The organism is Pseudomonas sp. E1BtOHC1, from assembly GCF_058744285.1.
This window is the reverse complement of record NZ_CP196023.1, coordinates 4171236-4193059: the sequence shown is the minus strand read 5'-3', so window position 1 is coordinate 4193059 and position 21824 is coordinate 4171236. Positions and strand designations below refer to the sequence as shown.

At 63.4% G+C, this 21824-nt stretch carries 17 protein-coding genes; 8 read left to right on the top strand and 9 right to left on the bottom strand.

The window, feature by feature from the left end:
• The first annotated feature begins 68 nt into the window (after nt 1–68).
• A complete protein-coding gene (locus ACSSVC_RS18935) occupies nt 69–986 on the top strand; it encodes an AraC family transcriptional regulator (protein ID WP_404939873.1) in 918 nt (305 codons plus the stop codon).
• On the opposite strand, the gene ACSSVC_RS18930 is transcribed toward ACSSVC_RS18935, so the two are convergent.
• From ACSSVC_RS18930 to ACSSVC_RS18915, 4 genes are all read right to left on the bottom strand, one after another.
• Nucleotides 983–1732, bottom strand: a complete 750-nt coding sequence (locus tag ACSSVC_RS18930) for an SDR family NAD(P)-dependent oxidoreductase (RefSeq protein WP_346632944.1) — start codon at nt 1730–1732, stop codon at nt 983–985. The two genes, ACSSVC_RS18935 and ACSSVC_RS18930, sit on opposite strands and share 4 nt — an antisense overlap.
• A 220-nt stretch (nt 1733–1952) precedes the next feature.
• On the bottom strand, nt 1953–4232 hold the full coding sequence (locus ACSSVC_RS18925; protein WP_492611170.1) for a KAP family P-loop NTPase fold protein: 2280 nt from the start codon (nt 4230–4232) through the stop codon (nt 1953–1955).
• A gap of 54 nt (nt 4233–4286) precedes the next feature.
• Nucleotides 4287–5627: a hypothetical protein gene (locus ACSSVC_RS18920; protein ID WP_492611169.1), complete on the bottom strand. Its 1341-nt coding sequence runs from the start codon at nt 5625–5627 to the stop codon at nt 4287–4289.
• A 311-nt stretch (nt 5628–5938) separates the two neighbouring features.
• Complete coding sequence (locus ACSSVC_RS18915) at nt 5939–6844, bottom strand: helix-turn-helix domain-containing protein (protein ID WP_492611168.1); 906 nt, start codon at nt 6842–6844, stop codon at nt 5939–5941.
• Nucleotides 6845–7007: 163 nt separating this feature from the next.
• Here ACSSVC_RS18915 and ACSSVC_RS18910 point away from each other — a divergent pair, with 163 nt between their 5' ends.
• Genes ACSSVC_RS18910 through ACSSVC_RS18900 form a run of 3 tightly spaced genes read left to right on the top strand, consistent with a single transcriptional unit; the run spans nt 7008 to nt 10813 of the window.
• The gene (locus ACSSVC_RS18910) at nt 7008–8366 is read left to right on the top strand and encodes a glutamine synthetase family protein (protein ID WP_346632940.1); all 1359 of its coding nucleotides are present in this window, start codon (nt 7008–7010) and stop codon (nt 8364–8366) included.
• Nucleotides 8367–8414: 48 nt separating this feature from the next.
• Nucleotides 8415–9503: a polyamine ABC transporter substrate-binding protein gene (locus tag ACSSVC_RS18905; protein WP_317073221.1), complete on the top strand. Its 1089-nt coding sequence runs from the start codon at nt 8415–8417 to the stop codon at nt 9501–9503.
• On the top strand, nt 9500–10813 hold the full coding sequence (locus ACSSVC_RS18900; RefSeq protein WP_492611167.1) for an NAD(P)/FAD-dependent oxidoreductase: 1314 nt from the start codon (nt 9500–9502) through the stop codon (nt 10811–10813). Before ACSSVC_RS18905 ends, ACSSVC_RS18900 begins: the two co-directional genes overlap by 4 nt.
• Before the next feature lie 123 nt (nt 10814–10936).
• Here ACSSVC_RS18900 and ACSSVC_RS18895 read toward each other — a convergent pair whose 3' ends face one another.
• Together ACSSVC_RS18895 and ACSSVC_RS18890 are read right to left on the bottom strand one after the other, a co-directional pair.
• The gene (locus tag ACSSVC_RS18895) at nt 10937–11884 is read right to left on the bottom strand and encodes an alpha/beta fold hydrolase (protein WP_346632937.1); all 948 of its coding nucleotides are present in this window, start codon (nt 11882–11884) and stop codon (nt 10937–10939) included.
• A gap of 92 nt (nt 11885–11976) precedes the next feature.
• The gene (locus ACSSVC_RS18890) at nt 11977–12732 is read right to left on the bottom strand and encodes a TetR/AcrR family transcriptional regulator (RefSeq protein WP_446439895.1); all 756 of its coding nucleotides are present in this window, start codon (nt 12730–12732) and stop codon (nt 11977–11979) included.
• A 353-nt stretch (nt 12733–13085) separates the two neighbouring features.
• Here ACSSVC_RS18890 and ACSSVC_RS18885 point away from each other — a divergent pair, with 353 nt between their 5' ends.
• From ACSSVC_RS18885 to ACSSVC_RS18870, 4 genes are read left to right on the top strand one after another with little or no spacing between them, the layout of a single operon-like run.
• The gene (locus ACSSVC_RS18885; RefSeq protein WP_404939863.1) at nt 13086–13790 is read left to right on the top strand and encodes an ABC transporter ATP-binding protein; all 705 of its coding nucleotides are present in this window, start codon (nt 13086–13088) and stop codon (nt 13788–13790) included.
• Complete coding sequence (locus tag ACSSVC_RS18880) at nt 13787–14986, top strand: ABC transporter permease (protein ID WP_446439897.1); 1200 nt, start codon at nt 13787–13789, stop codon at nt 14984–14986. The genes ACSSVC_RS18885 and ACSSVC_RS18880 overlap by 4 nt, the downstream gene beginning before the upstream one ends.
• Nucleotides 14979–16478 carry a TolC family protein gene (locus ACSSVC_RS18875; protein WP_346632934.1) on the top strand — a complete coding sequence of 500 codons (1500 nt, stop codon included), beginning with the start codon at nt 14979–14981 and terminating at the stop codon, nt 16476–16478. Before ACSSVC_RS18880 ends, ACSSVC_RS18875 begins: the two co-directional genes overlap by 8 nt.
• Entirely contained in the window at nt 16468–17754 is a 1287-nt protein-coding gene (locus ACSSVC_RS18870; protein ID WP_492611166.1) for an efflux RND transporter periplasmic adaptor subunit, read from the top strand. The genes ACSSVC_RS18875 and ACSSVC_RS18870 overlap by 11 nt, the downstream gene beginning before the upstream one ends.
• Nucleotides 17755–17912: 158 nt before the next feature.
• On the opposite strand, the gene ACSSVC_RS18865 is transcribed toward ACSSVC_RS18870, so the two are convergent.
• The 3 genes from ACSSVC_RS18865 to ACSSVC_RS18855 are packed head-to-tail and all read right to left on the bottom strand — an operon-like array spanning nt 17913 to nt 21824.
• Nucleotides 17913–19616 (bottom strand): AMP-binding protein, encoded by a 1704-nt coding sequence (locus tag ACSSVC_RS18865; RefSeq protein WP_404939859.1) that lies wholly within the window; start codon nt 19614–19616, stop codon nt 17913–17915.
• 19 nt (nt 19617–19635) lie between these two features.
• Complete coding sequence (locus tag ACSSVC_RS18860) at nt 19636–20934, bottom strand: acetyl-CoA C-acetyltransferase (RefSeq protein ID WP_346632931.1); 1299 nt, start codon at nt 20932–20934, stop codon at nt 19636–19638.
• A complete protein-coding gene (locus ACSSVC_RS18855) occupies nt 20934–21824 on the bottom strand; it encodes a MaoC family dehydratase (RefSeq protein WP_492611165.1) in 891 nt (296 codons plus the stop codon). The genes ACSSVC_RS18860 and ACSSVC_RS18855 overlap by 1 nt, the downstream gene beginning before the upstream one ends.

Below are 21824 nucleotides of genomic sequence, written 5' to 3'. Positions count from 1 at the left end.
TATATCCAGCACAACAATCTCGATGTTAGAGTTCCCTCCTGCTTCTCAATATTTAAAAAGGCTTATCCATGGACCCACTGTCGGGTGTTCTTTCCTTATTGCGAGTTCGCAACTATCACTCTGCAACTTTGAAGTTGGCGGGCGATTGGGCGTTCAGCTTTCCCGAGAATGCCGGGATCAAGTTCACCACCGTGGTTCAGGGCGGCGGCTGGTTATGGGTTGAGGGCGAACAACAGCCACAACGCTTGCAACAAGGCGATTGTTTCCTGATGACCCGGGGCGCGCCCTTTGCCCTCTACAGCGACATGACCCAGGTTCCACTCGATTCCGAGCAGTACTTCCAGCGCATCGCCGAGGATGAGATCCGCCTCGACTATGGCGGCCAGGAAACCCAGCTGGTGGGCGGTCGCTTCGAGTTCACCGGGGTGCCGGCCCAGGTCTTGCTCAGCACCCTGCCCTCCCTGGTCCACCTGACTGGCGTTTGCGCCCAGGCCTCAGTCCTGCGCTGGGCGCTGGAGCGCTTTACCTCGGAGCTGCACCAGCACCGGCCGGGGCGCTCGCTAATGACCGAACACCTGGCCCACATCATGCTGGTCGAAGTGCTGCGGGCGCACCTGAGCACCCTCGACAGTGAAGGCACAGGGTGGTTCGCCGGCCTGGCCGACCGTCATTTGAGTGCCGCGATCAGCGCCCTGCATGGCGAGCCGGCACGGCGCTGGAGCGTGGAAGAGCTGGCGCGCCTGGCCAACATGTCGCGCTCGGCCTTCGCCCAGCGCTTCAAAACCATTGTCGGGGTCGCCCCCATGGAGTACCTGACGCGCTGGCGGATGCTGTTGGCCAGCGACCGCTTGCGCAATAGCGAGGACAGCATCTCCAGCATCGCCTTCGCCCTGGGCTACGAGTCGGAAAGCGCTTTCAGTACCGCGTTCAAGCGGATCATGAGTGAAGCGCCGCGGCACTATCAGCGCGCCCAGCAAACCCTCTAGCGCAAACCGCCGCCGATGATCAGGGTCTCGCCGGTGATCCAGCCGGCATCGTCCGAGGCCAGGAAGGCCACCGCCGGCGCGATGTCCCGGGGAGCGCCAATGCGTCCCAGTGGGGTGATGGACTCGATCTGGCTGCGGAACTCGTCGGCGAAGAAACCACTGGCGTGCACCCCCTCGGTCTCCACCAGCCCCGGGTTCACCGAGTTGACCCGGATCTTCCTGGCCCCCAGTTCATTGGCCAGGGTGCGGGTAATGGCGTCCACCGCCCCTTTGGACGCGGTGTAGACCGTGGAGTTGGCCGGGGTAAACGAAGTGACGCTGGAACTGATGTTGACGATGCTGCCCCCGGCCGGGTTGAAGTATTCAAGGGCGGCCTGGGAGCAGAGAATCAGGCCCAGCACGTTCAAGTTGAAGTGCCGGTGGAAGGCTTCTTCGGTGACCTCGGCCAGGGCCCCGGTGGAATAGACCCCGGCATTGTTCACCAGGATATCGAGGTGGCCGTACTGATGACCGATGGTCTTGAACAGCGTCTTGACCTCAAGGCCATTGGACACATCGGCCTGGACCGCAAAGGCCCTGCCGCCCTCCTCGACGATCTGCGTCACCAGCCGGTCGGCGTCGGCCTGGCTGCGGGTGTAGTTGACGATGACCGTGGCTCCCTCTGCGGCCAGTTGCCGGGCAATCTCGGCGCCGATGCCCTTGGAGGAGCCGGTGACCAGGGCGATTTTCTTTTCCAGTTTTTTCATGCTTGAACCTTGCGCTGTGCTCGTCAGTGATCCGTTCGCCCTGTGGGGCCGGGCGATAGATTGAGCTTAAGCCTGAGGTCCGGGCGTGTTAATCACTGAAAAGCCGGGAAACATGCTCCAGCGTCCAAGGCAGTGAAAGGCTCGCTCGCAGCGTTGCGCCAGGAACACCGTGACGTGATGGGATAACAGCAGGTAAACAAAGCTGATCAAAAGCTGCGGATCACAAGCCTTGCAGTGGATGCCGAATGTCGCCTTCCCGGCCATTCCACCACTCGGGCAGCGGCAGCAGCTCCACTGCCACGCCGGCACGCACCAGGCGCTGGTGCAGCTCTTCCAGGTAGACCAGCGTCTGTATTCTTGGCTCAACCCGCATCAGCGCTTCCCAGGCCAACTCAATGTATCCGGCGTGAATCGGCGCCGAGTACTGGAGTATCGGCGGGAAGTGCGCGTCCTGCTCCAGCCCGAAGTTGCCCAGGTAGCTCATTGCGTTTTCGGCCACTACCGCCTGCTGCCCAGGGTCTCTCGGGCGCCGCATGAGTCGCTCCAGTTGCTGTACTGCATCCGGTGTTTGATACAAGGGGGAAGTCATGGCGTTCAGGACCCAGAGGTACTTCGACTCCCCCGTGAGATAGGCGTTGGCGATACCGTTGGGGGTGAAGAAAAGCTCCAGGGCGCGACTGATGAGCTCCGGTATCACTGACTGGCTTATGTCCTGCAGATAAGCCATTCGCAGTTCCGGGTCCTGCCGGCTGTGAGTCAGGTAGTTCTGCAACTCCTGGGCCTGACGATAAATCACCGTAGGGTCGTTGCAACGCCGGGCAATGTCGCGGGCCAGCGCCCGTTCACGTCGGCGCTGGTCGCGATCAAGCGCGGTGTCATCCTGGGTCGAGAAATCAAAGAAGGTGCGGATCGCCATCACACAGGTCTCAGGTTCACGACCGACAACGGCCAGCTCACCTCCCAGCTCGCCGCCATACAAGAGCGCCATCAGTTCCAGCAGCTCAACACGCTTTCCAGAGGCGCGTTCAAAGCCGTCGCGCGAGTAACTCGAGACCGCCTCCCTGGACAATTGGGTATAGAGAATATTGACCGCCTTGAGCATGCTCGCAGCCACGGCCGATTCAGCTTCGCCACTTCTTTCCACTGCCCCTTCGATGAATTCATGAATAATCCGCACAGCCCTGTGCTCACGCCAGGTGTTGAAGAACTGCTTGAGACCAGGAAAGGTAAAGGCCGGTACAAGCACCGCCAGGCTCATCTCGTAGTTGATTTTTTCCAGCCACGAGTGGCTATCGATCCGGGCTTTGGTCACCTCCTCAAACAGCCCCAGCGCCCAGGTGCCTTGAGGGCTGTTGGCGGCATGAGGCGTCATGGCCAGCGCGGCCTGCCGGTGCCGGTTGTACGCCTCTTCATTGGGCGAAGCCAACATCGGTGGCCTGAACGCACTGATGATCTCCTGGAAATTCTGCATGAAATACTCCGCCATACCCGGCTCGCTCTCGCGCAACAGGGTCTGCAGGATAATCCCGCGCCAATCCAGCTCGTCCTTTTCGTGTCGATCGTGCGCCGCGCCGAAGACCGACAGGCTGCGGCAGATGCGCTTGGCATAGCGCGGATTACCGGGAAACCACTGGGCGCACTGCTCAATGGCCAGGGGCGGCAGGAACCCACAGCTGTCCTGCAGATTCTTCGCCACCATTCTCTGCACCTGCTTGGGCGTCGGCGCCGGCAAGGTGAAGGGCACGTCGATGATCTTGTCGAGAAAATGCTGGGCAGATTCGCCAAAGGCTGCGGAGTAGCTGTGCAGCGCCCGGCTGACCACCTCCTTGTCGAAGGCCAGGACAAACACGAAGTCCGGCCAGTCGAGCAACTCTCGCAAGGCCAGTAGCGTCTGCGGGAGGGCCTTCGGATCGGCCCGGTCGAGGTCGTCGATAAAGACGATCACCCGCCTTTTTCCCAGTTGTTGATGCAGCGCGTTAAGGTCTTCTGCATCCAGCTGCAACATGCCACTGAGTTTGTCAAAGGCCACGCCCGAGACATGGGCTGCGGCACTGATCACCGGGGCGCACTCGACGGAGTCGGGAAGCGTCACCTGCGCAGCGCAATTCGACACTTTGTTCAGGGTGTCCGTGACCTTTTTGCTCAAGCGCTTCAACCAGGGCCGCAAGGGTTCAGCCAACCCCTCGTGCTCCAACACTGCAGTCAGTTGCAGATAGAAATGAGCAATGAACCCCTCCTCCCCTGTGGCCTGCCACGCAGGAAAACGTACAACGATGTCATCTGCCTCCTCGGCAATCTGCTGCAGAAAATTCAGCACACTGGTCTTGCCGCTGCCCCACTGACCATAGAGCCCAATTCGGGTCGACCAGCCCAAGGGCGTCGCGGTAATCATGCGATAGATCAGTTTGGCCACAGGCCAACGCTCCAGGAGGTCGTCGGCGCGTTGGGTGAGCGCCGCATCGTGCCCGCCCGGGGCGGTAAAGGCCTGTGTTACCGACATCTGCTTACGTCCTTGTGCTGGTTTGCGTTTCCCTGCGGCCTATGCCCGCAGGCCTTACTGCTGCTGCGGCTTGATCAGGTCGATGGAAATCATCTTGTGCATGCCACTGAGGGGCACCAGACGCTTGATATCCATCTGGTAGAAACCGGCCACCGGGCTGATGGACGCCGGCATGGCCGGGGTGCAGCCGGTCAGGCTGTAGAGGTTCATGTAGTCGGCATTGGGATCGCCCACGGTGCCCTGACGCATGGACAGGCTGCAACGCAGGCTGCCCTTGAGCCCCGGGCCGCCGTCACCCTGGACTTCCAGGCGCAGTGGGCAGACCCCCATGCGTCGCCCACCCATCCAGGGGTCCTGGGCCTGCGGGCATTCCTGGTCGCCGACGGTGGCCATGACCTGGCCCACCAACTGGCGCAGGTCCTTGTTCTGGTCGGGCCAGACTTCGCCTTTGTCGACGATGCGGTCCTTGATGAACAGTGTGTAGAGCACCGGGAAACCGACCTTGTTGCTGAGCATGAACGCGCCCTGGGAATAGGCCAGCTTGTCACCAGCCTGGCAACCGGCGCGATCGGTGACGGCGAACTCGGTGGTGTTGAGGTTCTTCATGTCGGTGCCGCCGTTGAACCTGATCAGGCATTGGGCTTGCCGGCCGTCGCGGCAGCCGTTGTCCATCAAGCGCAGACCCTTGCCGACCACGGCGCTGTCGTCGATGACAAAACCGTTGAAGTTGGTCATGTCGCTGGGCAGCACACGGTTGACCCGCAAGTCGACGAGAAAATCGCCGTTGGGCGCCAGCGAGGGCTCCAGGTTCATCGAGAAGCGTGCGTTGCACTGCTGCTTCAGGGTCACCTTGAAGTTCTGCACGTCCGGCAGGCCACCGATCATGCCGCCGGCTCCGAACGGCAGGCCGAGGACGCTGCCCAGGGCGGTCAGAATGCCCGAGACCAGGCTCTTGGTCTTGGCATAGGCGTCCAGCTCGTCGTTGGTCATGTTGCTGACTTGCGCTTGGCTGAAGTTTTTCGACTGGTTCCAGTTGAAGCTGGTGGTGGAGCGGATGGTCCCGCTGAGTCGGGCTTCGTCGCAGGCCCCACGCTCCTGACAGAACTTGAGGTTGAAGCCCCAGTCCTTGCTGAAGATATCGAGGAAGTTGAACATCGGCTTGCTCAAGGCCATCACCAGCATCCCCTGCTGGCGCGCGCCAATCACCACCGGCCCCGACTCCAGGCCCTTGACGGTGGCGTACTTTGGCACATCGACCGGGTACTTGCGCTCGAAGTCCGAGGAATTGACGTTGAAAGGCGGCTCGAAGGTGATGGGATAGTCGCCTTCGTTCTCGATTACCAGGGTGATGAAATCAGGCTCCGCTGCCTGGGTCTCAACGCTTAGAGCAGCCAATGGCAGGCTTAGCAGGCAGCTTGTCAGTAAGGTTGTCTTGCAACGGGTCCAGAGTCCGGTTCTGCGCATCGCCAATCCTTGAGCATGGGTGAGGGGCGTTCACTTTAAATCCTTTATGGCGTATTGCCACCCCTCTCTTCCTCGCTCCAGATCAGCGTAAGGCGCCACTGGCGAATGTTTAAACCGTTTAACCGTGCTCCCCGGGTCGCATCGGTCTACATTCAATCATCAGGTTTGCCCTCCTTCTCTGGCCTGAGCCGGCTCAACTGAAGCGAGCCCCCCCTGCAACAAGCGTAAAGGAATGGTGCCGATCAGCTCGGGCGACGCTTCAGGGTCTCGCTGGGCAACTCCCTGAACAGCGCCCGATAGCTGCTGGAAAACCGTCCCAAGTGCCAGAACGACCAGTGCATCGCCACCTCGGCCACGGTGGTTTCGCCGGGACCGCGGCTGAGCAGTTCGCGGTGCGCGCTGTTGAGCCGGCGCAGGCGCAGCCATTGGCTCGGGGCCATGCCGGTAAAGGCCTTGAACGCACTCTGCAACTGGCGCAGGGAGACCCCGGCCACCTGGGACAGCTCCAGCAGGTTGAGGGTTTCTTCGGGGACGTCGGCGGCCCATTGCGCCACTCGCTGCATGATGCCCCGCTCCTCGTTGCGCCGTTGCAGGCCGCCCGGGTCCAGGCGCACGCAGGCGTTGTCGAGGATGTACAGGCAGTCGTCCAGCAGTTGCTGGGTCAAGGCTTCGCGGCTGGGTGGGTCAAGGGTCTGGGACAGGCGGGTCAAGGTGGCGCTCAGCCAACGGCAGAACAGGGCATTCTGCTGGTTGGTCAGCGGCGCCATGAACAGCCCGTCCAGGCGCTCCATCCCCAGGCCCTGGCGCTGGACGAACTCGGGGCCGAACACCACCGCCACTTCCTGGTAGTTCTCCGGGGTGATCCAGATATTGCGGCTCTCGCCATTGAGCAGGTACAGGGCGTTGTCGCTGCGATCGAAACAGAACGCCAGGGCGCCTTGAGGGGCGCTGAAGTTCTGCTCGACCCGGGTGTTCATGCACTCCTCGTAGATCTCTACGCCCTGCAGGTCGAGGTAACGCACCAGGCCGTTGAAATGCCCGGGGGACATCTGCTGGTAGTGCTGGACCCAACCCGGGGTGGCACGGATCTGCTCGGCGACATCGAAGGTGTTGAAGGCTTGAACCTGAAGCGGATTGGACGCTGTCATCGGGGGACCTTGCGCACTCTTTTGGTGCGCTTTGGTGCTGCTTAAAGTGGATAGATGGAACAACAAGGCTCGCCCAAGATAGTCGCCAATGCGCCGCAGGGGAAGCCTTGCCGGGATACTCCCGCTCACCTCGGTGCAGATAAAACCAATCATCGAGGTCTTTATGAACGCCCCTTTCGATCAGCTTTCCTCCTGGCTGAAAGATCACAAGATTACCGAAGTAGAGTGCGTGGTCAGCGACCTGACCGGCATTGCCCGCGGCAAGATCGCGCCCACCAACAAGTTCCTGCATGAGCGCGGCATGCGCCTGCCGGAAAGTGTCCTGCTGCAAACGGTAACCGGGGATTTTGTCGACGACGACCTGTACTACGAACTGCTGGACCCGGCGGACATCGACATGATCTGCCGCCCCGACTCGTCATCGATCTACCTGGTGCCTTGGGCCATCGAGCCCACGGCCATCGTCATCCACGACACCTTCGACAAGTTCGGCAACCCCATCGAGCTGTCGCCGCGCAACGTGCTGAAAAAAGTGCTGCAGCTGTACACCGACAAGGGCTGGCAGCCGATCGTGGCTCCGGAAATGGAGTTCTACCTGACCCAGCGCTGTGAAGACCCGGACCTGCCGCTCAAGGCACCGCTGGGCCGTTCGGGCCGCGCGGAAAGCGGCCGCCAGTCCTTCTCCATCGACGCCGCCAACGAGTTCGACCCGCTGTTCGAAGACGTCTACGACTGGTGCGAAGCCCAGGGCCTGGACCTGGACACGCTGATCCACGAAGACGGCCCGGCGCAGATGGAAATCAACTTCCGCCACGGCGACGCCCTCGATCTGGCGGACCAGATCACCGTGTTCAAGCGCACCCTGCGCGAGGCGGCGCTCAAGCACAACGTCACTGCGACCTTTATGGCCAAGCCGATTGCCGACGAGCCTGGCAGCGCCATGCACCTGCACCAGAGCGTGGTGGACATCGCCACCGGCAAGCCGATCTTCGTCGATGCCGACGGCCAGAAGAGCCAGCTGTTCCTGCACCACATCGGCGGTCTGCAGAAGTACATCCCCAAGGTGCTGCCGATGTTCGCCCCCAACGTCAACTCGTTCCGCCGCTTCCTGCCGGACACCTCGGCCCCGGTCAACGTCGAATGGGGCGAAGAAAACCGCACCGTCGGCCTGCGGGTGCCGACTGCCAGCCCGGATGCCATGCGCGTGGAAAACCGCCTGCCCGGCGCCGATGCCAACCCTTACCTGGCGATTGCCGCCAGCCTGCTGTGCGGCTACCTGGGCATGGTCGAGGGCATCGAGCCCAGCGCCGCGGTGGAAGGCCGGGCCTATGAACGGCGCAACCTGCGCCTGCCGATCACCATCGAAGACGCCCTGGCGCACATGGAGGATTGCCCGACCATCGAGCACTACCTGGGGCGCAAATTCGTCCGTGGCTATGTGGCGGTCAAGCGGGCCGAACACGAAAACTTCAAGCGCGTGATCAGTTCCTGGGAGCGTGAGTTCCTGCTGCTCAGCGTCTGATTTGCCCGCAGTCTGCAATCAACAAAAACAACCCGAAGAGGTGTCGACATGCGTCTTTTGCAAGCAGTGATCCCGGCCGCACTGGCGGTCTTGTGCAGCACCGCCGTCCAGGCCCAACCCAGTGTCAGCGTGTACAACTGGACCGATTACATCGGCCAGACCACCCTCGCCGACTTCCAGGGGCAAACCGGGGTCAAGGTGATCTATGACGTCTTCGACTCCAATGAAACCCTGGAGGGCAAGTTGCTGGCCGGTCGCACCGGCTACGACGTGGTGGTGCCCTCCAACCATTTCCTCGCGCGCCAGGTGAAGGCCGGCGCGTTCCTCAAGCTGGACCGCTCGCAGTTGCCCAACTGGAAGAACCTGGACCCCAAGCTGCTGGCCCTGCTGGAGCAGAACGACCCCGGCAACCAGTACTCGGTGCCCTACCTGTGGGGCACCAACGGCATCGGCTACAACGTCGACAAGGTCAAGCAGGTGCTGGGCATCGAGCGCATCGACTCCTGGGCGGTGCTGCTGGAGCCTGCGAACCTGAAGAAACTCCAGCAGTGCGGGGTGTCGATGATGGACTCGCCGGATGAGGTGTTTCCGGCGGTGCTCAACTACCTGGGCCTGGACCCGCGCAGCGAAAACCCCGAGGACTACAAGAAAGCCGAGGCCAAGCTGCTGACCCTGCGCCCCTACATCACCTACTTCCACTCCTCCAAGTACGTCTCGGACCTGGCCAACGGTGATATCTGCATCGCCTTCGGCTACTCCGGGGACGTGTTCCAGGCCGCCAACCGGGCCAAGGAAGCCAAGAACGGGGTGAACATCGCCTACGCCATTCCCAAGGAAGGCAGCAACCTGTGGTTCGACCTGCTGGCGATTCCCGCCGATGCCGGCAACGTCAAGGAGGCTCATGCTTTCATCAATTACCTGCTGGACCCGCAAGTGATCGCCAAAGTCAGCGCCTATGTCGGCTATGCCAACCCCAACCCGGCGTCCCAGCCGTACATGGACGCCGAGCTGGTGAACAATCCCGAGGTGTACCCGCCTCAGGACGTTCTCGACAAACTGTACATTTCCACCACCCAGTCGCCGGCCATCATGCGCTTGATGACCCGCTCCTGGAGCAAAGTGAAGTCCAACAAATGATTCAGCCAAACCTTTCGGGCAGTGCCAACGGGCACGCCCGCTCCTACTACGCGGCCTCGGCCGGCAGCCTGCCCGGCTACCCGTCCCTGGACGGTGACCTGAGCGCCGACGTCTGTGTCATCGGCGGCGGTTTCACCGGGGTCAACACCGCCATCGAACTCGCCCAGCGCGGGCTGTCGGTGATCCTCCTGGAGGGCCGGCGCATCGGCTGGGGCGCCAGTGGGCGCAACGGCGGCCAGCTGATCCGCGGCATTGGCCACGACGTCAGCGGCTTTGCCCGCTACGTCGGCAAGGAAGGGGTGAAATACCTCGAGCATGCGGGGATCGAGTCGGTGGACGTGGTGCGCCAGCGCATCGCCGAGCACGGCATCGATTGCGACCTGCGCTGGGGCTTCTGCGAGCTGGCCAACACCCCGGCCCAGTTCGCCGCGTTCCAGGCCGAGCAGGACAGCCTGGTGGGTCTGGGCTACCGCCACCCTACCCGCCTGGTGGCTCCCCAGGACATGCATCAGGTGGTGGGCTCCCCGGTGTATGCCGGGGGCTTGGTGGACATGGGCTCGGGGCACCTGCATCCACTCAAGCTGGTGCTGGGGGAAGCGCGGGTGGCGGCCTCCCTGGGGGTGAAGATCTTCGAACAGAGCCCGGTGCTGGAACTGGTGCATGGCGACCGGGTCCAGGTACGTTGCGCCACAGGCACCGTGCGCGCCGGGAGTCTGGTACTGGGCTGCAACGCCCACCTGGATGAACTGGAGCCACGCCTGAGCGGCAAGGTGCTGCCAGCCGGCAGCTACATCATCACCACCGAGCCATTGCCGGAGGCGCTGGCGACACAGTTGATCCCGCAGAACCTGGCGCTGTGCGACCAGAAAGTGGGCCTGGACTACTACCGGCTGACGGCGGATCGGCGCCTGCTGTTCGGCGGTGCCTGCCACTATTCAGGACGTGATCCTGCGGATATCGCCGGCTATATGCGGCCCAAGATGCTCAAGGTCTTCCCGCAACTGCAGGAGGTGGCCATCGACTTCCAGTGGGGCGGCAAGATTGGCATCACCGCCAATCGTTTCCCCCAGGTGGGGCGCCTGCGCCAGTACCCCAACGTGTATTACGCCCAGGGCTATTCCGGTCACGGCCTGAATGTCACCCACTGGACCGCACGGCTGCTGGCCGAAGCCATCCATGCCGGCCACAGCCATGGCCTGGATGTGTTCAGCGCTGTGCCCCACATGACCTTCCCAGGCGGCCCGGCCCTGCGCGCCCCGTTGCTGGCCCTGGGCATGCTCTGGCACCGCCTGCGCGAAACCCTCGCCTGACGCCCCACCCCGCCCCGCACTGCACCACCGTAGGAGCCGGCTTGCCGGCGAAGAGGCCCTCGAGTCCTGCACCGCCCTCGCCGACGCCTTCGCTGGCAAGCCAGCTCCTACCCACAGCGGGGCCTATGGGAAACGGCGCTGCAGGAAATCCAGCAGCAATTCGTTGACCTGCTGCGGCCGTTCGCTCTGAAGCCAATGCCCGCAATCGGCCAGTACATGCTGTTCAAGGTCGCTCACCCGGCTCGGCATGCGCTTGAGGGTATGGGCTTCAAGGACGCCCACCGGGTCGCGGTCGCCAATCAGGAACAGGGTCGGCGACTGCACCTGGGCGTCCTGCAGAAACTCGGTGCGCTGCCAGGTGCGCTCAAAATTGCGGTACCAGTTCAAGGCACCGCGAAATCCCCGGCCGGCGAAGGTCTGACGATAAACCTGGAACGCTTCCTCGGAACACCAGGCGGGCAGCCCGTCGGGCACCGTTACTCCGTCAAACAGTCGGGCAGCGGCCGGTTTCGCCACCAGCAGCGCGCCGACGTTGCCCATGAACAGCCGCAAGCTGGCGTCGATGTCGGCATCCAGTTCTGCCTCGGCCACTCCGGGCTGCTGAAAATAGAGGATGTAGTTGAAATGCTCGCCATGCACCTCGCGCATGATCTCGCTGGCCGGGCGTTTCGGCCGCCCGGCAAAGGGCACCGACAGGGTCACCAGCGCCCCCACCCGCTCGGGCTCCAGCAGCGCCAGGTGCCAGGCCACCGGCGCGCCCCAGTCATGGCCGACCATGCACACACGCTGGTGGCCGAAGGCGTCCATGGCGTGCTGGATATCGGCGCACAGGGTCAGCAGATCGTAAGCCTCGACGGCCTCGGGAGCGGAGCTGCGGCCATAGCCGCGCATCTCCGGCACGAACACCCTAAACCCGGCCTCGACCAGGGCCGGCACCTGATAGCGCCAGGAATACCAGCACTCGGGAAAGCCGTGGAGCAGCCAGACTGGCCGCCCCTGCTCGGGACCGGCCACCTGGACGCTGAGCTCGATGCCGTTGACGGACAGAAGGTGCTGTTGATAGGCAGTCATGTCGGGGGCTCCAAAGCCGGTGCAGGGAGCAGAACCTAACAGATGCCGGTGGCGATCCTGGTCATCATTGATCAATCGAATGACGGGCCTGTTCAGCCGGGAATCAAGCCCGCCAGGGATTGGCTGTGCTGACGAATCTGACGCTGGGTGTCTAGGACCTTTTCCAGAGCCTGTTCCGAATCCGGGTCCTGCATCGGCGCACGGATGGCCGCCGACACCAGGCTGATCAGCTTGGCCATGACTTCGGCATCAGTGGCCGGACGACCCAGGCTCATGGCCTGCATCAGCAGGCGCAGTTCAGTGCCGGCCATGACCCCGGAAATTGCCTTGAGGGCAAATTGCAGGCGCACCCCCAGCTCGTTGCGCGGCAGGTCCGGCAGGGCCAGGGCAAAGGCCTTGAAGAAGCGCTCGAATACCGGTTGGTAGTGTTCCTTGAGGTATTCCTGGATGAAGGGCGAGGTGTCGCTGTACACCCGGCCAAGAAAACGAATGAACGAACGGCCTTCCACGCCGCCGTTGGCATCGCTGCGCTCCAGGCCCATGGCCGGGGCGAACAGCACGCCGAGCAGGGTCTCGCAATCCAGAGGTCCCTGGGCCTGCTCTTCGCATTTGGCCAACAGTTCCAGGCGCTGATCGTTGAGGGGGCCCAGGCGCTGCATCAGCAGGGCTTTCATCAGCGAATCCTTGTCGCCGAAGTGATAGTTCACCGCCGCCAGGTTGACCTGGGCGCGCTCGGTGATCTGACGCAACAGCACGGCGTCGTAGCCGTACTTGATGAACAATGCCTCGGTCGCTTCCAGCAGTCGGGTCTTGGTGACATTGGGGGCACTGAGTTTCTTGGCGACCATGGAGGACTAACCTTTGCTGGGATGAAAAACTGACCGTTCGAACAGTGTTTTAAAAAAAAATTTGATTTTTTATACCCGTGAGAAGCCCTAAAAGCAAGCGTCCAAGGGACGTCCCCAGCGGCCCAAGGCCGTTTTGTGACTCATGGGTTCCTGCCGGAAATTTGCCGAAAAAAGCCCGCAATTACCCGGTTCAGACGGCTGGCGCACCAGGATGAACGCAGTTACTATTCAAACAAAGTTTTTAAAATAATAAATAAAACCAGAGCTTGGCGTTGCCCCTGAATCCCCGCTGCACGAACCGTTCGCGGTGGGAGTGTTCAAGCATTCAGTCGAGCCATCCGGCGCGGTAAGCGATGACAGCGACGATAATCGACCCAGGTTTTATCTCCCTGCAGGGCATAGGCAAGAGCTATCGGCTGGCGGAGCAACCGCTCCATATTCTCAAGAACGTATCCCTGTCCATCGAAGCCGGTGAAAGCTGTGCCATTCTCGGGGCCTCCGGTTCCGGCAAGAGCACCCTGCTCAACATCCTCGGCCTGCTCGACCTGCCCGACAACGGCGACTACCGCTTTGCCGGTCACGATATCTTCCGCGCCAGCCCCGACCAGCTGGCGGCGATCCGCAACCAGCAGATCGGCTTCGTCTTCCAGAGTTTCAACCTGCTGCCGCGACTCAGTGCCCTGGACAATGTCGCCCTGCCCCTGAGCTACCGCGGCGTGGCCCGGCGTGAATCCCTGGAACGTGCCCTGCATATGCTCGATCAAGTTGGCCTGGGGCAACGGGCTCACCACCGCCCGGCGGACCTCTCCGGCGGCCAGCGCCAGCGGGTGGCGATTGCCCGGGCCCTGGTGGGCGAACCCTCGGTGATCCTCGCCGACGAACCCACCGGCAACCTCGACAGCCACACTGCCCAGGAGATCATGGACCTGCTGCTGTCGCTGAACCGCGAGCGCCAGGTAACCCTGATCATCGTCACCCACGACCCCGGCATTGCCCAGCGCCTGGAGCGGCAGATCCGGGTCACCAACGGCGTGGTCCAGGAGGTCTGCCCGGCATGAGCCTCAAGGTCGAGCAAAGCGCCAGCCAGTTGCTGCATGAAGCCTTCGTCAGCCTGCGCACCCTCGGCAAGCGTTCGATCCTGGCTCTGCTGGGGATCGTCATCGGCAGTTCGTCGGTGGTGGCCCTGATCAATATCGGCCACAACGCCGCCGAAGACGCCGCGGCCATCTTCCAGGACATGGGCACCGATACCCTGGCGGTACAGTTCCCCGACGCCTCGGGCGCGCGCACGCCCATGCCGGCGGCACTGGACATCGCCACCCTGTACAAGGCCCTGCCCAGCCTGCTGCACATCGCCCCGGTGGCGTTGTTCAGCGGCCCGGTGGTGTTCCAGGGACGCACCACCAACGCCAACCTGGTGGGCAGCACCGCGGCACTGACCGACGCCATGCGCCTGCAGTTGCAGGAAGGACGCTTTCTCTCGGAGTTCGATGCCGCCGAAACCTACGCGGTGGTGGGGGCGCAAGTGGCCCAGGCTCTGAGCCAGCCCCATGACCCGCTGCGCCTGGGCGACAGAATCCGCATCAACGATTACCTGTTCCAGGTGATTGGCATCCTGCACCCGCAACCCGCTGCCGTGCTGATCCCGGTGCAGACCAACGAATCCCTGTTCGTCCCCCTGGAGGGCATGCGGCGAATTTCCTCCAGTGCGCAGATCAGCAACCTGATTGCTCGCGCCGGCCCTTCCCAGGACATGAACCAACTGGCCGCGGCCCTGGGCGATGCGCTGAAGAAACAGCTGCCGGGGCGGAGCGTGGAAGTGCAGATACCGCAAAAGATCATCGACGGCATGACCCGGCAAAGTCGCACCTTCGGTTACCTGCTGATGGCCCTGGGGGGCATCTCCCTGGTGGGGGGCGGCGTCGGGGTGATGAACGTGATGCTGATGAACGTCTCGGAGCGGCGTAGGGAGATCGGCATCCGCATGGCCCTGGGCGCCAGGCGCCGGGATATCCGCAATCTGTTCCTGCTCGAAGCGGTGACCCTGACCGCGGTCGGTGCCCTGTCCGGGGCAGTGCTGGGCATGAGCGCCGCCTACCTCTATGCCCGGGTTTCCGGCTGGCAGTTCTCCCTGGCCTCTGCGTCCTTGCCCCTGGGCATCGGCAGCACCTTGTTGATCGGCCTGTTCTTCGGCCTGTACCCGGCCATCTCGGCCTCGCGCCTGCAACCGGTGGAGGCGCTGCGCGATGAATGATCGCCAACGCGCCGGGCTGTTGCTGCTGTGGCTGATCAGCCCCTTGGGGCTGGCCGCCTCCCAGGACATGAATGTGGCTCGCCAGGCGTCAGCCCCGACCATGCACAGCGGCTATGAACGCAGCGTCCTGTTGAGCCAGCAGCAGACCGACCTGACCCTCGCCGATGCGGTCTACCTGGGCCTGCGCAACAACCGCGGGATTCGCAGCGCCTACTTGCAGCGCGTGGCGCAGAAGTTCGATCTGCGGGTCTCGGAAGATGCCTTCAACCCCAAGCTGCTGCTCAGTGGCACCTACCAGGCCAACAAGGGCAGCAACGACGGGGTGCGCAACGCCATGCTGACGCCCAGTTCCAGTTTGCTGGGGGAGTACGGCACCCGCTTGAACATGGCCTGGCGGCAGGAGTTGAACAACGCCAATCGGGCCGGCTACTACCGCCGCGACGGCCTCGACCTGGCGATTATCCAACCCCTGCTCAAGGGTGCCGGCTGGGATGTGACCACCGCCCCGCTACGCCTGGCGCGGATCAACGAACAGGCCTATCGCCTCAACCTCAAGGCCAACGTCGCGCAGACCATCAGCGACATCATCGGCGCCTACCGCGAGCTGCTGCGGGCCCAGCAACAGCTGGCGATCGTCGAGGATGCCCTCAAGCGCGCCAATGCCCTGCTCCAGGTGAACAAGGCGCTGATCGCCGCCGGGCGCATGGCCGAGTTCGAAATCGTGCAGACCGAAGCCGATATCGCCAGCCAGGAACTGGGGGTCGAAGAAGCGCGCAATCAGGTGGACATCAATCGCCTGTCGCTGCTGCGTCTGCTGGCCCTGGACCTGTCCACGCGCATTCGCGCCAGCGACGGTCTGGAGGCCGCCAGGATCAGCATCGACCAGCAGGACGCCCTTCGCCTGGCCCAGCTCCAGCAACCCAGTTACCTGGCGACTTTGCTCGGCAGCCAGCAGGCCGATCTGAACCTGGTGATTGCCAAGGACCAGGGCCGCTGGGACGTGTCCCTGGTGGCCGGTGCCAACCAGGTGCGCAACCGCTACGACAACGACGGCGGCAATGGCACCGGCAGAACCTGGGACAGCTATGCGGGAGTCCAGGTGCAGATACCCATTGGCGACCTCAGCACACGCCAGGCCGAAGTCCATGCCCGGGTCGACGTGGAAAACCAGGCGCTGGTCCTGGCCGATGCCCGCCAGGCCCTGGAACGCAGTGTCAATGACGTGGTCCGCGACCTCGGCACCCGCTGGCGCCAGTACGAAATTGCCCAGCGCGCGGTGGAGCTGTCCAAGCGCAAACTGGATATCGAACGGGAAAAACTCAGCGCCGGGCGCTCCAGCAACTTTCAGGTGCTGAGCTATGAAAGCGATCTGCGCACCAGTGAAAACGCCCGCCTCAACGCACTTATCGCTTACCTCAACGCCCAGACCCAACTGGATCTGACCCTGGGCATGACCTTGGAGACCTGGGACATTGCGCTCAATGACTACTGAGCAGAAAACCTCGCGCAAGCGCTACCTGCAAGGGGGCGCGGCGCTGGTGGTGCTGGCCTTGGCCGGCGTGGCCCTGATCGGTTACCGCGCCCCGGCTGACACGGCGGCCGACAAGGGCCGCTGGATCGAGGTCAGCAGCGCGCCGCTGATTCATCAGATCGGCCTGGTGGGCAAGATCGAACCCCAGCGCACCATCAGCCTGACCGCGCCGTTCGACGGCAATGTCCTGGCCAACCTGGTGGAACAGGGCCAGCGCGTGGAAGCCGGCCAGACCCTGCTGAAAATGGACCCCAGCCTGATCGAGATCCAGCTGCGTGAGGCCTTGTCGGTCCAGCTCAAGGCGCGACGCAGCGTCCAGGAACTGCAGGACTGGAACAACAGCGCCCAGGTCACCCGTGCCCGGCGGACCTTGCGTTCTTCGCAGATGGCGGTCAGCAATTCCGAGCGCAAGCTCAGTGAAAGCCAGAGCCTGTTTGCCCGGGGCATCATTCCCCGCAACGAGCTGGACGACCTCACCCAGCAACTGCAGACCCAGCGCCTGGACCTGACCGCGGCTCAGGGCGAGCTGCAACAGGCTCTGGATCAGGGCAAGGGCGAATACCGGCAGATTGCCGAGATGGAACTGACCAATGCCACGGTCAAGTACGAAGCCCTGCGCGCCCTGCTGGCGGGCAAGGACGTCATCGCGCCGTTTGCCGGCATCGTAGTGCCGGCGCCGGGCGTCAACCTGACCCAGATGGCCTCGGCGGCGACCTCGGGCCCGGTGCAGACCGGCAGCAAGGTCGGCCAGGGCCAAGCCTTGTTCGGCCTGGCCAACATCGAGCAACTGAAGATCGTCAGCAAGGTCTCGGAGCTGGATATCAACCAGCTGCACCAGGGCCAGAGCGTGGAAATTCTTGGCGACGGCTTTGATGGCGAACGCCTCAATGGCCAGGTGGACATCGTCAGCAGCCTGGCCCTGCCCGGCGACGCCAGCGGCGCCAGCGCACAGTTCCCGGTAACCCTGTCGATCCCCACGCTGACCCGCGAACAACTGCAGCGTGTGCGCCTGGGCATGAGCGCGCGGTTGACCATCATCACTTACCGCAACGATCAGGCAATCGTCATCCCGCCGGCTGCGATCCAGCGTGGCGCAGACGGCATGAGCGTGGAATATCGGCCGAGCGCCGATCAGCCGGCAAAACGCCTGCCGGTGAGCGTCGGCCAATCGACGGCGGAGGGTATCGAAGTGTTCGGCCTGCAGCCGGGCCAGGTGCGCCTCCCCGGCGCCCCCTGACTCCCAAACACCAACAACATCCCGTAGGAGCTGGCTTGCCAGCGAAGGCGTACTCAAGAACTACGCCCTCTCCAACGGCCCTTTCGCCGGCAAGCCGGCTCCTACAGGAAGACCGCCGGCATGTCGCCGCTAACGGCCGCGGCCGTCCATTCAGGGGCTCAGCGCAGGGCTCGGCGCAGGACCTTGCCGACGGTGGTCTTGGGCAATTCCTCGGTGCGAAATTCCACATACCGCGGCACCTTATAGCCGGTCAGGTATTCCCGGCAGTGGGCCAGCAACTGGTCCTGGGTCAGATTCGGGTCCTTGCGCACCACGAAGATCTTCACCTTCTCCCCCGTGACCCCATCCTCGACCCCGATCGCCGCCACTTCCGCCACGCCCGGATGCAGGGCCACCACATCTTCGATCTCATTGGGGTACACGTTGAAGCCGGACACCAGGATCATGTCCTTCTTGCGATCCACCAGGCGGATGAAGCCCTGCTCGTTCATCACCCCGATATCCCCGGTGGACAGCCAGCCATGACGATCCAGGACCTTGGCGGTTTCTTCCGGACGCTGCCAGTAGCCCTTCATCACTTGGGGACCACGCACCTGCAACTCGCCCTCTTCGCCCAGCTCCGCCAGTTCGCCATCCTCACGCACGAAACGCACCCAGGTCGAAGGCAGCGGCACGCCGATGGTCCCGGTGAACTCGCCCTCGCGCATGCGAGCAATGTCGATGGGGCTGATGCTCACCACCGGCGAGCATTCGGTCAGGCCGTAGCCTTCGATGATCGGCACCCCAGTGACTTCCTTCCAGCGCCGGGCCACGGCGGTATGGGTGGCCATGCCGCCGGCGATGGCCAGCTTCAGGTCGGAGAAGTCCCGGCCACGAAACTCTTCGTTCTCCAGCAAGCCGTTGAACAGCGTGTTGACCCCGACGATGCCACTGAACTTTTCCTTGCGCAGGATCATCTGCACCCGCTTCACGTCCCGGGGGTTGGCGATCAGGATGTTGCGCCCGCCCAGGCACATGAACATCAGGCAGTTCACCGTCAGCGACAGCACGTGGTACAGCGGCAGCAAAGTGACGTTGGTTTCCTGCTGGTTCTCGTCCAGTTGGTCGCCGACCCAGGCCTTGGCCTGCATCAGGTTGGCGAGGATGTTGCGGTGGGTGAGCATGGCGCCCTTGGCATCACCGGTGGTGCCGCCGGTGTATTGCAGGAAGGCAATGTCGTCCTGCTTCAGGTCCACCGGACGATGCTCCAGCACGGCGGCCAGCTTCATCATCGCCGGGAAGCGAATGCTGCCCGGCAGGTTGAATTTCGGCACCTGCTTCTGCACATGGCGCAAGGCAAAGTTCAAGGCCGCGCCCTTGAAGGTGCCCAGCAGGTCGCCAATGGCGGCCACCACCACGTTCTTCAACTGGCTGCCGGGCATCGCCTGTTCCAGGGTGTGGGCGAAGTTCTCGAAGATCACCACGGTTTCGGCGCCGCTGTCCTTGAGCAGGTGCCGCAGTTCATGAGCGGTGTACAGCGGATTGACGTTGACCACCACCGCCCCCACCAACAGGGTGCCGAACAGGCAGATCGGGTACTGCAGGCAGTTGGGCATCATCAACGCCACCCGGTCGCCCTTCTTCACCCCTTTGGATTGCAGCCAGGCGGCAAAGGCGAATACGCGCTTCTCCCAGAGGTCGTAGCCCATCTCGGTGCCGATGCTCACATAGGCCACCCGCTGACGGTACTTGTCCACGTGTTCGAGGAACACTTCCCGCAGCGACGGATAGCGGTCGATGTCGGCTTCGATATCGCTGGGCACACCCGGCAGATAAGCGTTCAGCCAGATACGCTCGGCGGCTTGCAGGCTCACGACACTCATTGGCAGTCTCCTTGTTATTTTATTTTTCGACGATGGCGGTGATACCCAGCCCGCCTGCTGCACAAACGGAAATCAGCCCGCGGCCGGAGCCGCGCTGGTGGATCGCCTTGGCCAGGGTCGCCAACAGCCGCCCGCCGGTGGCGGCAAAGGGATGCCCGCAGCCCAGGGAACCGCCGTTGACGTTGAGCTTGCTGCGATCGATGCTGCCCAGGGCGCCGTCGAGGCCGAGTTTGTCCTTGCAGTAGTCGGGGTCTTCCCAGGCCTTGAGGGTGCACAGCACCTGGGCGGCGAAAGCCTCGTGAATCTCGTAGAAATCGAAATCCTGCAAGCCCAGGCCTTCCCGGGCCAGCATGCGCGGCACCGCGTAGGCCGGGGCCATCAGCAGCCCTTCCGTGCCATCGACGAAGTTCACTGCGGCGGTTTCCCCGGTACGCAGGTAGGCCAGCACCGGCAGATTGTTCGCGGCGGCCCAGTCTTCGCTGGCCAGCAGCACCACCGAGGCACCGTCGGTGAGCGGCGTCGAGTTGCCGGCGGTCAGGGTGCCGTTGTGGCGGTCGTAGGCCGGGCCCAGGCCGGCGAGTTTCTCCAGGCTGGCATCGGCCCGCAGGTTGTTGTCCCGCGTCTGGCCCCGGTACGGGGTCATCAGGTCATCGAAAAAGCCGCGCTGGTACGCCGCATTCAACTGTTGGTGGCTGGTGAGGGCCAGTTCATCCTGGGCCAGGCGCTTGATCTGCCAGCGCTTGGCCATTGCTTCACAATGCTCGCCCATGGACAGCCCGGTGCGCGGCTCGCCGTTGCGTGGCAGCAGCGGCTTGAAGAACATCCCCGGGCGCACCTTGAGCAGGCTGCGCAACTTGTTGCCGGTGCCCTTGGCGCGGTTGGCCTGGAGCAAGGTCCGCCGCAGGCCTTCGTTGATGCCGATGGGCGCATCGGAGGTGGTGTCGGCACCCCCGGCAATGCCCACTTCGATCTGCCCCAGGGCGATCTTGTTGGCCACCAGCAGCGCCGCTTCAAGCCCGGTGCCGCAAGCCTGCTGCACGTCGTAAGCCGGCGTCTGCGGCGACAAGGTGGTGGACAGCAGGCTTTCCCGGGCCAGGTTGAAATCCCGGGAATGCTTGATCACCGCCCCCGCCGCGAACTCCCCCAGACGCTGGCCCGACAGGCCGAAGCGATCCACCAGCCCTTGCAGCGCCGCCACCAGCAGGTCCTGGTTGCTGTCATGGGCGTACACCGTGTTGGAACGGGCAAACGGGATGCGGTTGCCACCAATGATCGCTACCCGGCGCACCGGCGCCGGATTGAAACTGTACTCAGTCATCACCGAGCTCCCCAGATAAATAGGCCGCGCATGTGGGGTTTGTCCCCCGCGTTATTGCGCACTTCGAATGCATGGCGCGGACCGTCGGGCAGGCAGTTCCACAAGGTCACTGCCGCCGGCAGGAAAATCGGCAGCTTGAACTCGCAGTCCAGCTGGGCCGCCGCCAGTGGATGGGGCGGTTGCTGCGCGGCCAGTGCCCGGCCCAGGGTCCACATGCCGTGGGCGATGGGCCGACGGAAACCGAACAGCCGAGCACCGAGCCAGGAGGTGTGAATCGGATTGAAATCGCCGCTGACCTGGGCAAAACGGCGTCCCAGGTCGCCCGCCAGACTCCAGCGCTGAGTGCGTATCAAGGCTTGCTCATCCAGCGGCAGCGAGCCTTGCCAGGGCTCGCCAATGGGCCCGCTGACGCCACGGCGCAAATACAGGCTGTCGCTTTCCCAGACCAGGCTGCCACCGCTGTGGGCCCGGGTGGCAATCGACAGGGCCTGGCCCTTGGGATGGGCCAGCCAACGCTCGGCAAACACTTCCAGGCGCAGGGCCTGCCCCTCCGCAAGCTTCTGGTACTGACGGATACGGTTGGCCAGGTGGACCATGCCGCTGGCCGGATAGGGAAACGTCGGGTGGGTCAGCAACAACAGGTGCAATGGAAAAGCCAGGATATGGGGAAACGCCAGCGGCACTCCGTGCTCCCGGCGAAAGCCGCAAGCCTGGGCATAACGGGCGACTTCGGCGGCCTCAAGTTCCACCGCCGGGCGCACCAGACGCTCGCTGGGCAGCTTGGGGGCGGCATCCGGTTTGGGCTTGCGCAGGCTGCGGATGCCGTCGTACAGCAACTGGCCCCGAGACGGAGGCGGTTCGATGATACGAATGGCAGAATCGGCATTCAT

Coding starts and splice junctions, on each gene's coding strand:
- ACSSVC_RS18935 (WP_404939873.1), top strand. CDS start 69: ATGGACCCACTGTCGGGTGTTCTTTCCTTATTGCGAGTTCGCAACTAT.
- ACSSVC_RS18865 (WP_404939859.1), bottom strand. CDS start 19,616: ATGAGTGTCGTGAGCCTGCAAGCCGCCGAGCGTATCTGGCTGAACGCT.
- ACSSVC_RS18885 (WP_404939863.1), top strand. CDS start 13,086: ATGACAGCGACGATAATCGACCCAGGTTTTATCTCCCTGCAGGGCATA.
- ACSSVC_RS18895 (WP_346632937.1), bottom strand. CDS start 11,884: ATGACTGCCTATCAACAGCACCTTCTGTCCGTCAACGGCATCGAGCTC.
- ACSSVC_RS18930 (WP_346632944.1), bottom strand. CDS start 1,732: ATGAAAAAACTGGAAAAGAAAATCGCCCTGGTCACCGGCTCCTCCAAG.
- ACSSVC_RS18905 (WP_317073221.1), top strand. CDS start 8,415: ATGCGTCTTTTGCAAGCAGTGATCCCGGCCGCACTGGCGGTCTTGTGC.
- ACSSVC_RS18915 (WP_492611168.1), bottom strand. CDS start 6,844: ATGACAGCGTCCAATCCGCTTCAGGTTCAAGCCTTCAACACCTTCGAT.
- ACSSVC_RS18875 (WP_346632934.1), top strand. CDS start 14,979: ATGAATGATCGCCAACGCGCCGGGCTGTTGCTGCTGTGGCTGATCAGC.
- ACSSVC_RS18910 (WP_346632940.1), top strand. CDS start 7,008: ATGAACGCCCCTTTCGATCAGCTTTCCTCCTGGCTGAAAGATCACAAG.
- ACSSVC_RS18880 (WP_446439897.1), top strand. CDS start 13,787: ATGAGCCTCAAGGTCGAGCAAAGCGCCAGCCAGTTGCTGCATGAAGCC.
- ACSSVC_RS18925 (WP_492611170.1), bottom strand. CDS start 4,232: ATGTCGGTAACACAGGCCTTTACCGCCCCGGGCGGGCACGATGCGGCG.
- ACSSVC_RS18860 (WP_346632931.1), bottom strand. CDS start 20,934: ATGACTGAGTACAGTTTCAATCCGGCGCCGGTGCGCCGGGTAGCGATC.
- ACSSVC_RS18870 (WP_492611166.1), top strand. CDS start 16,468: ATGACTACTGAGCAGAAAACCTCGCGCAAGCGCTACCTGCAAGGGGGC.
- ACSSVC_RS18890 (WP_446439895.1), bottom strand. CDS start 12,732: ATGGTCGCCAAGAAACTCAGTGCCCCCAATGTCACCAAGACCCGACTG.
- ACSSVC_RS18855 (WP_492611165.1), bottom strand. CDS start 21,824: ATGAATGCCGATTCTGCCATTCGTATCATCGAACCGCCTCCGTCTCGG.
- ACSSVC_RS18900 (WP_492611167.1), top strand. CDS start 9,500: ATGATTCAGCCAAACCTTTCGGGCAGTGCCAACGGGCACGCCCGCTCC.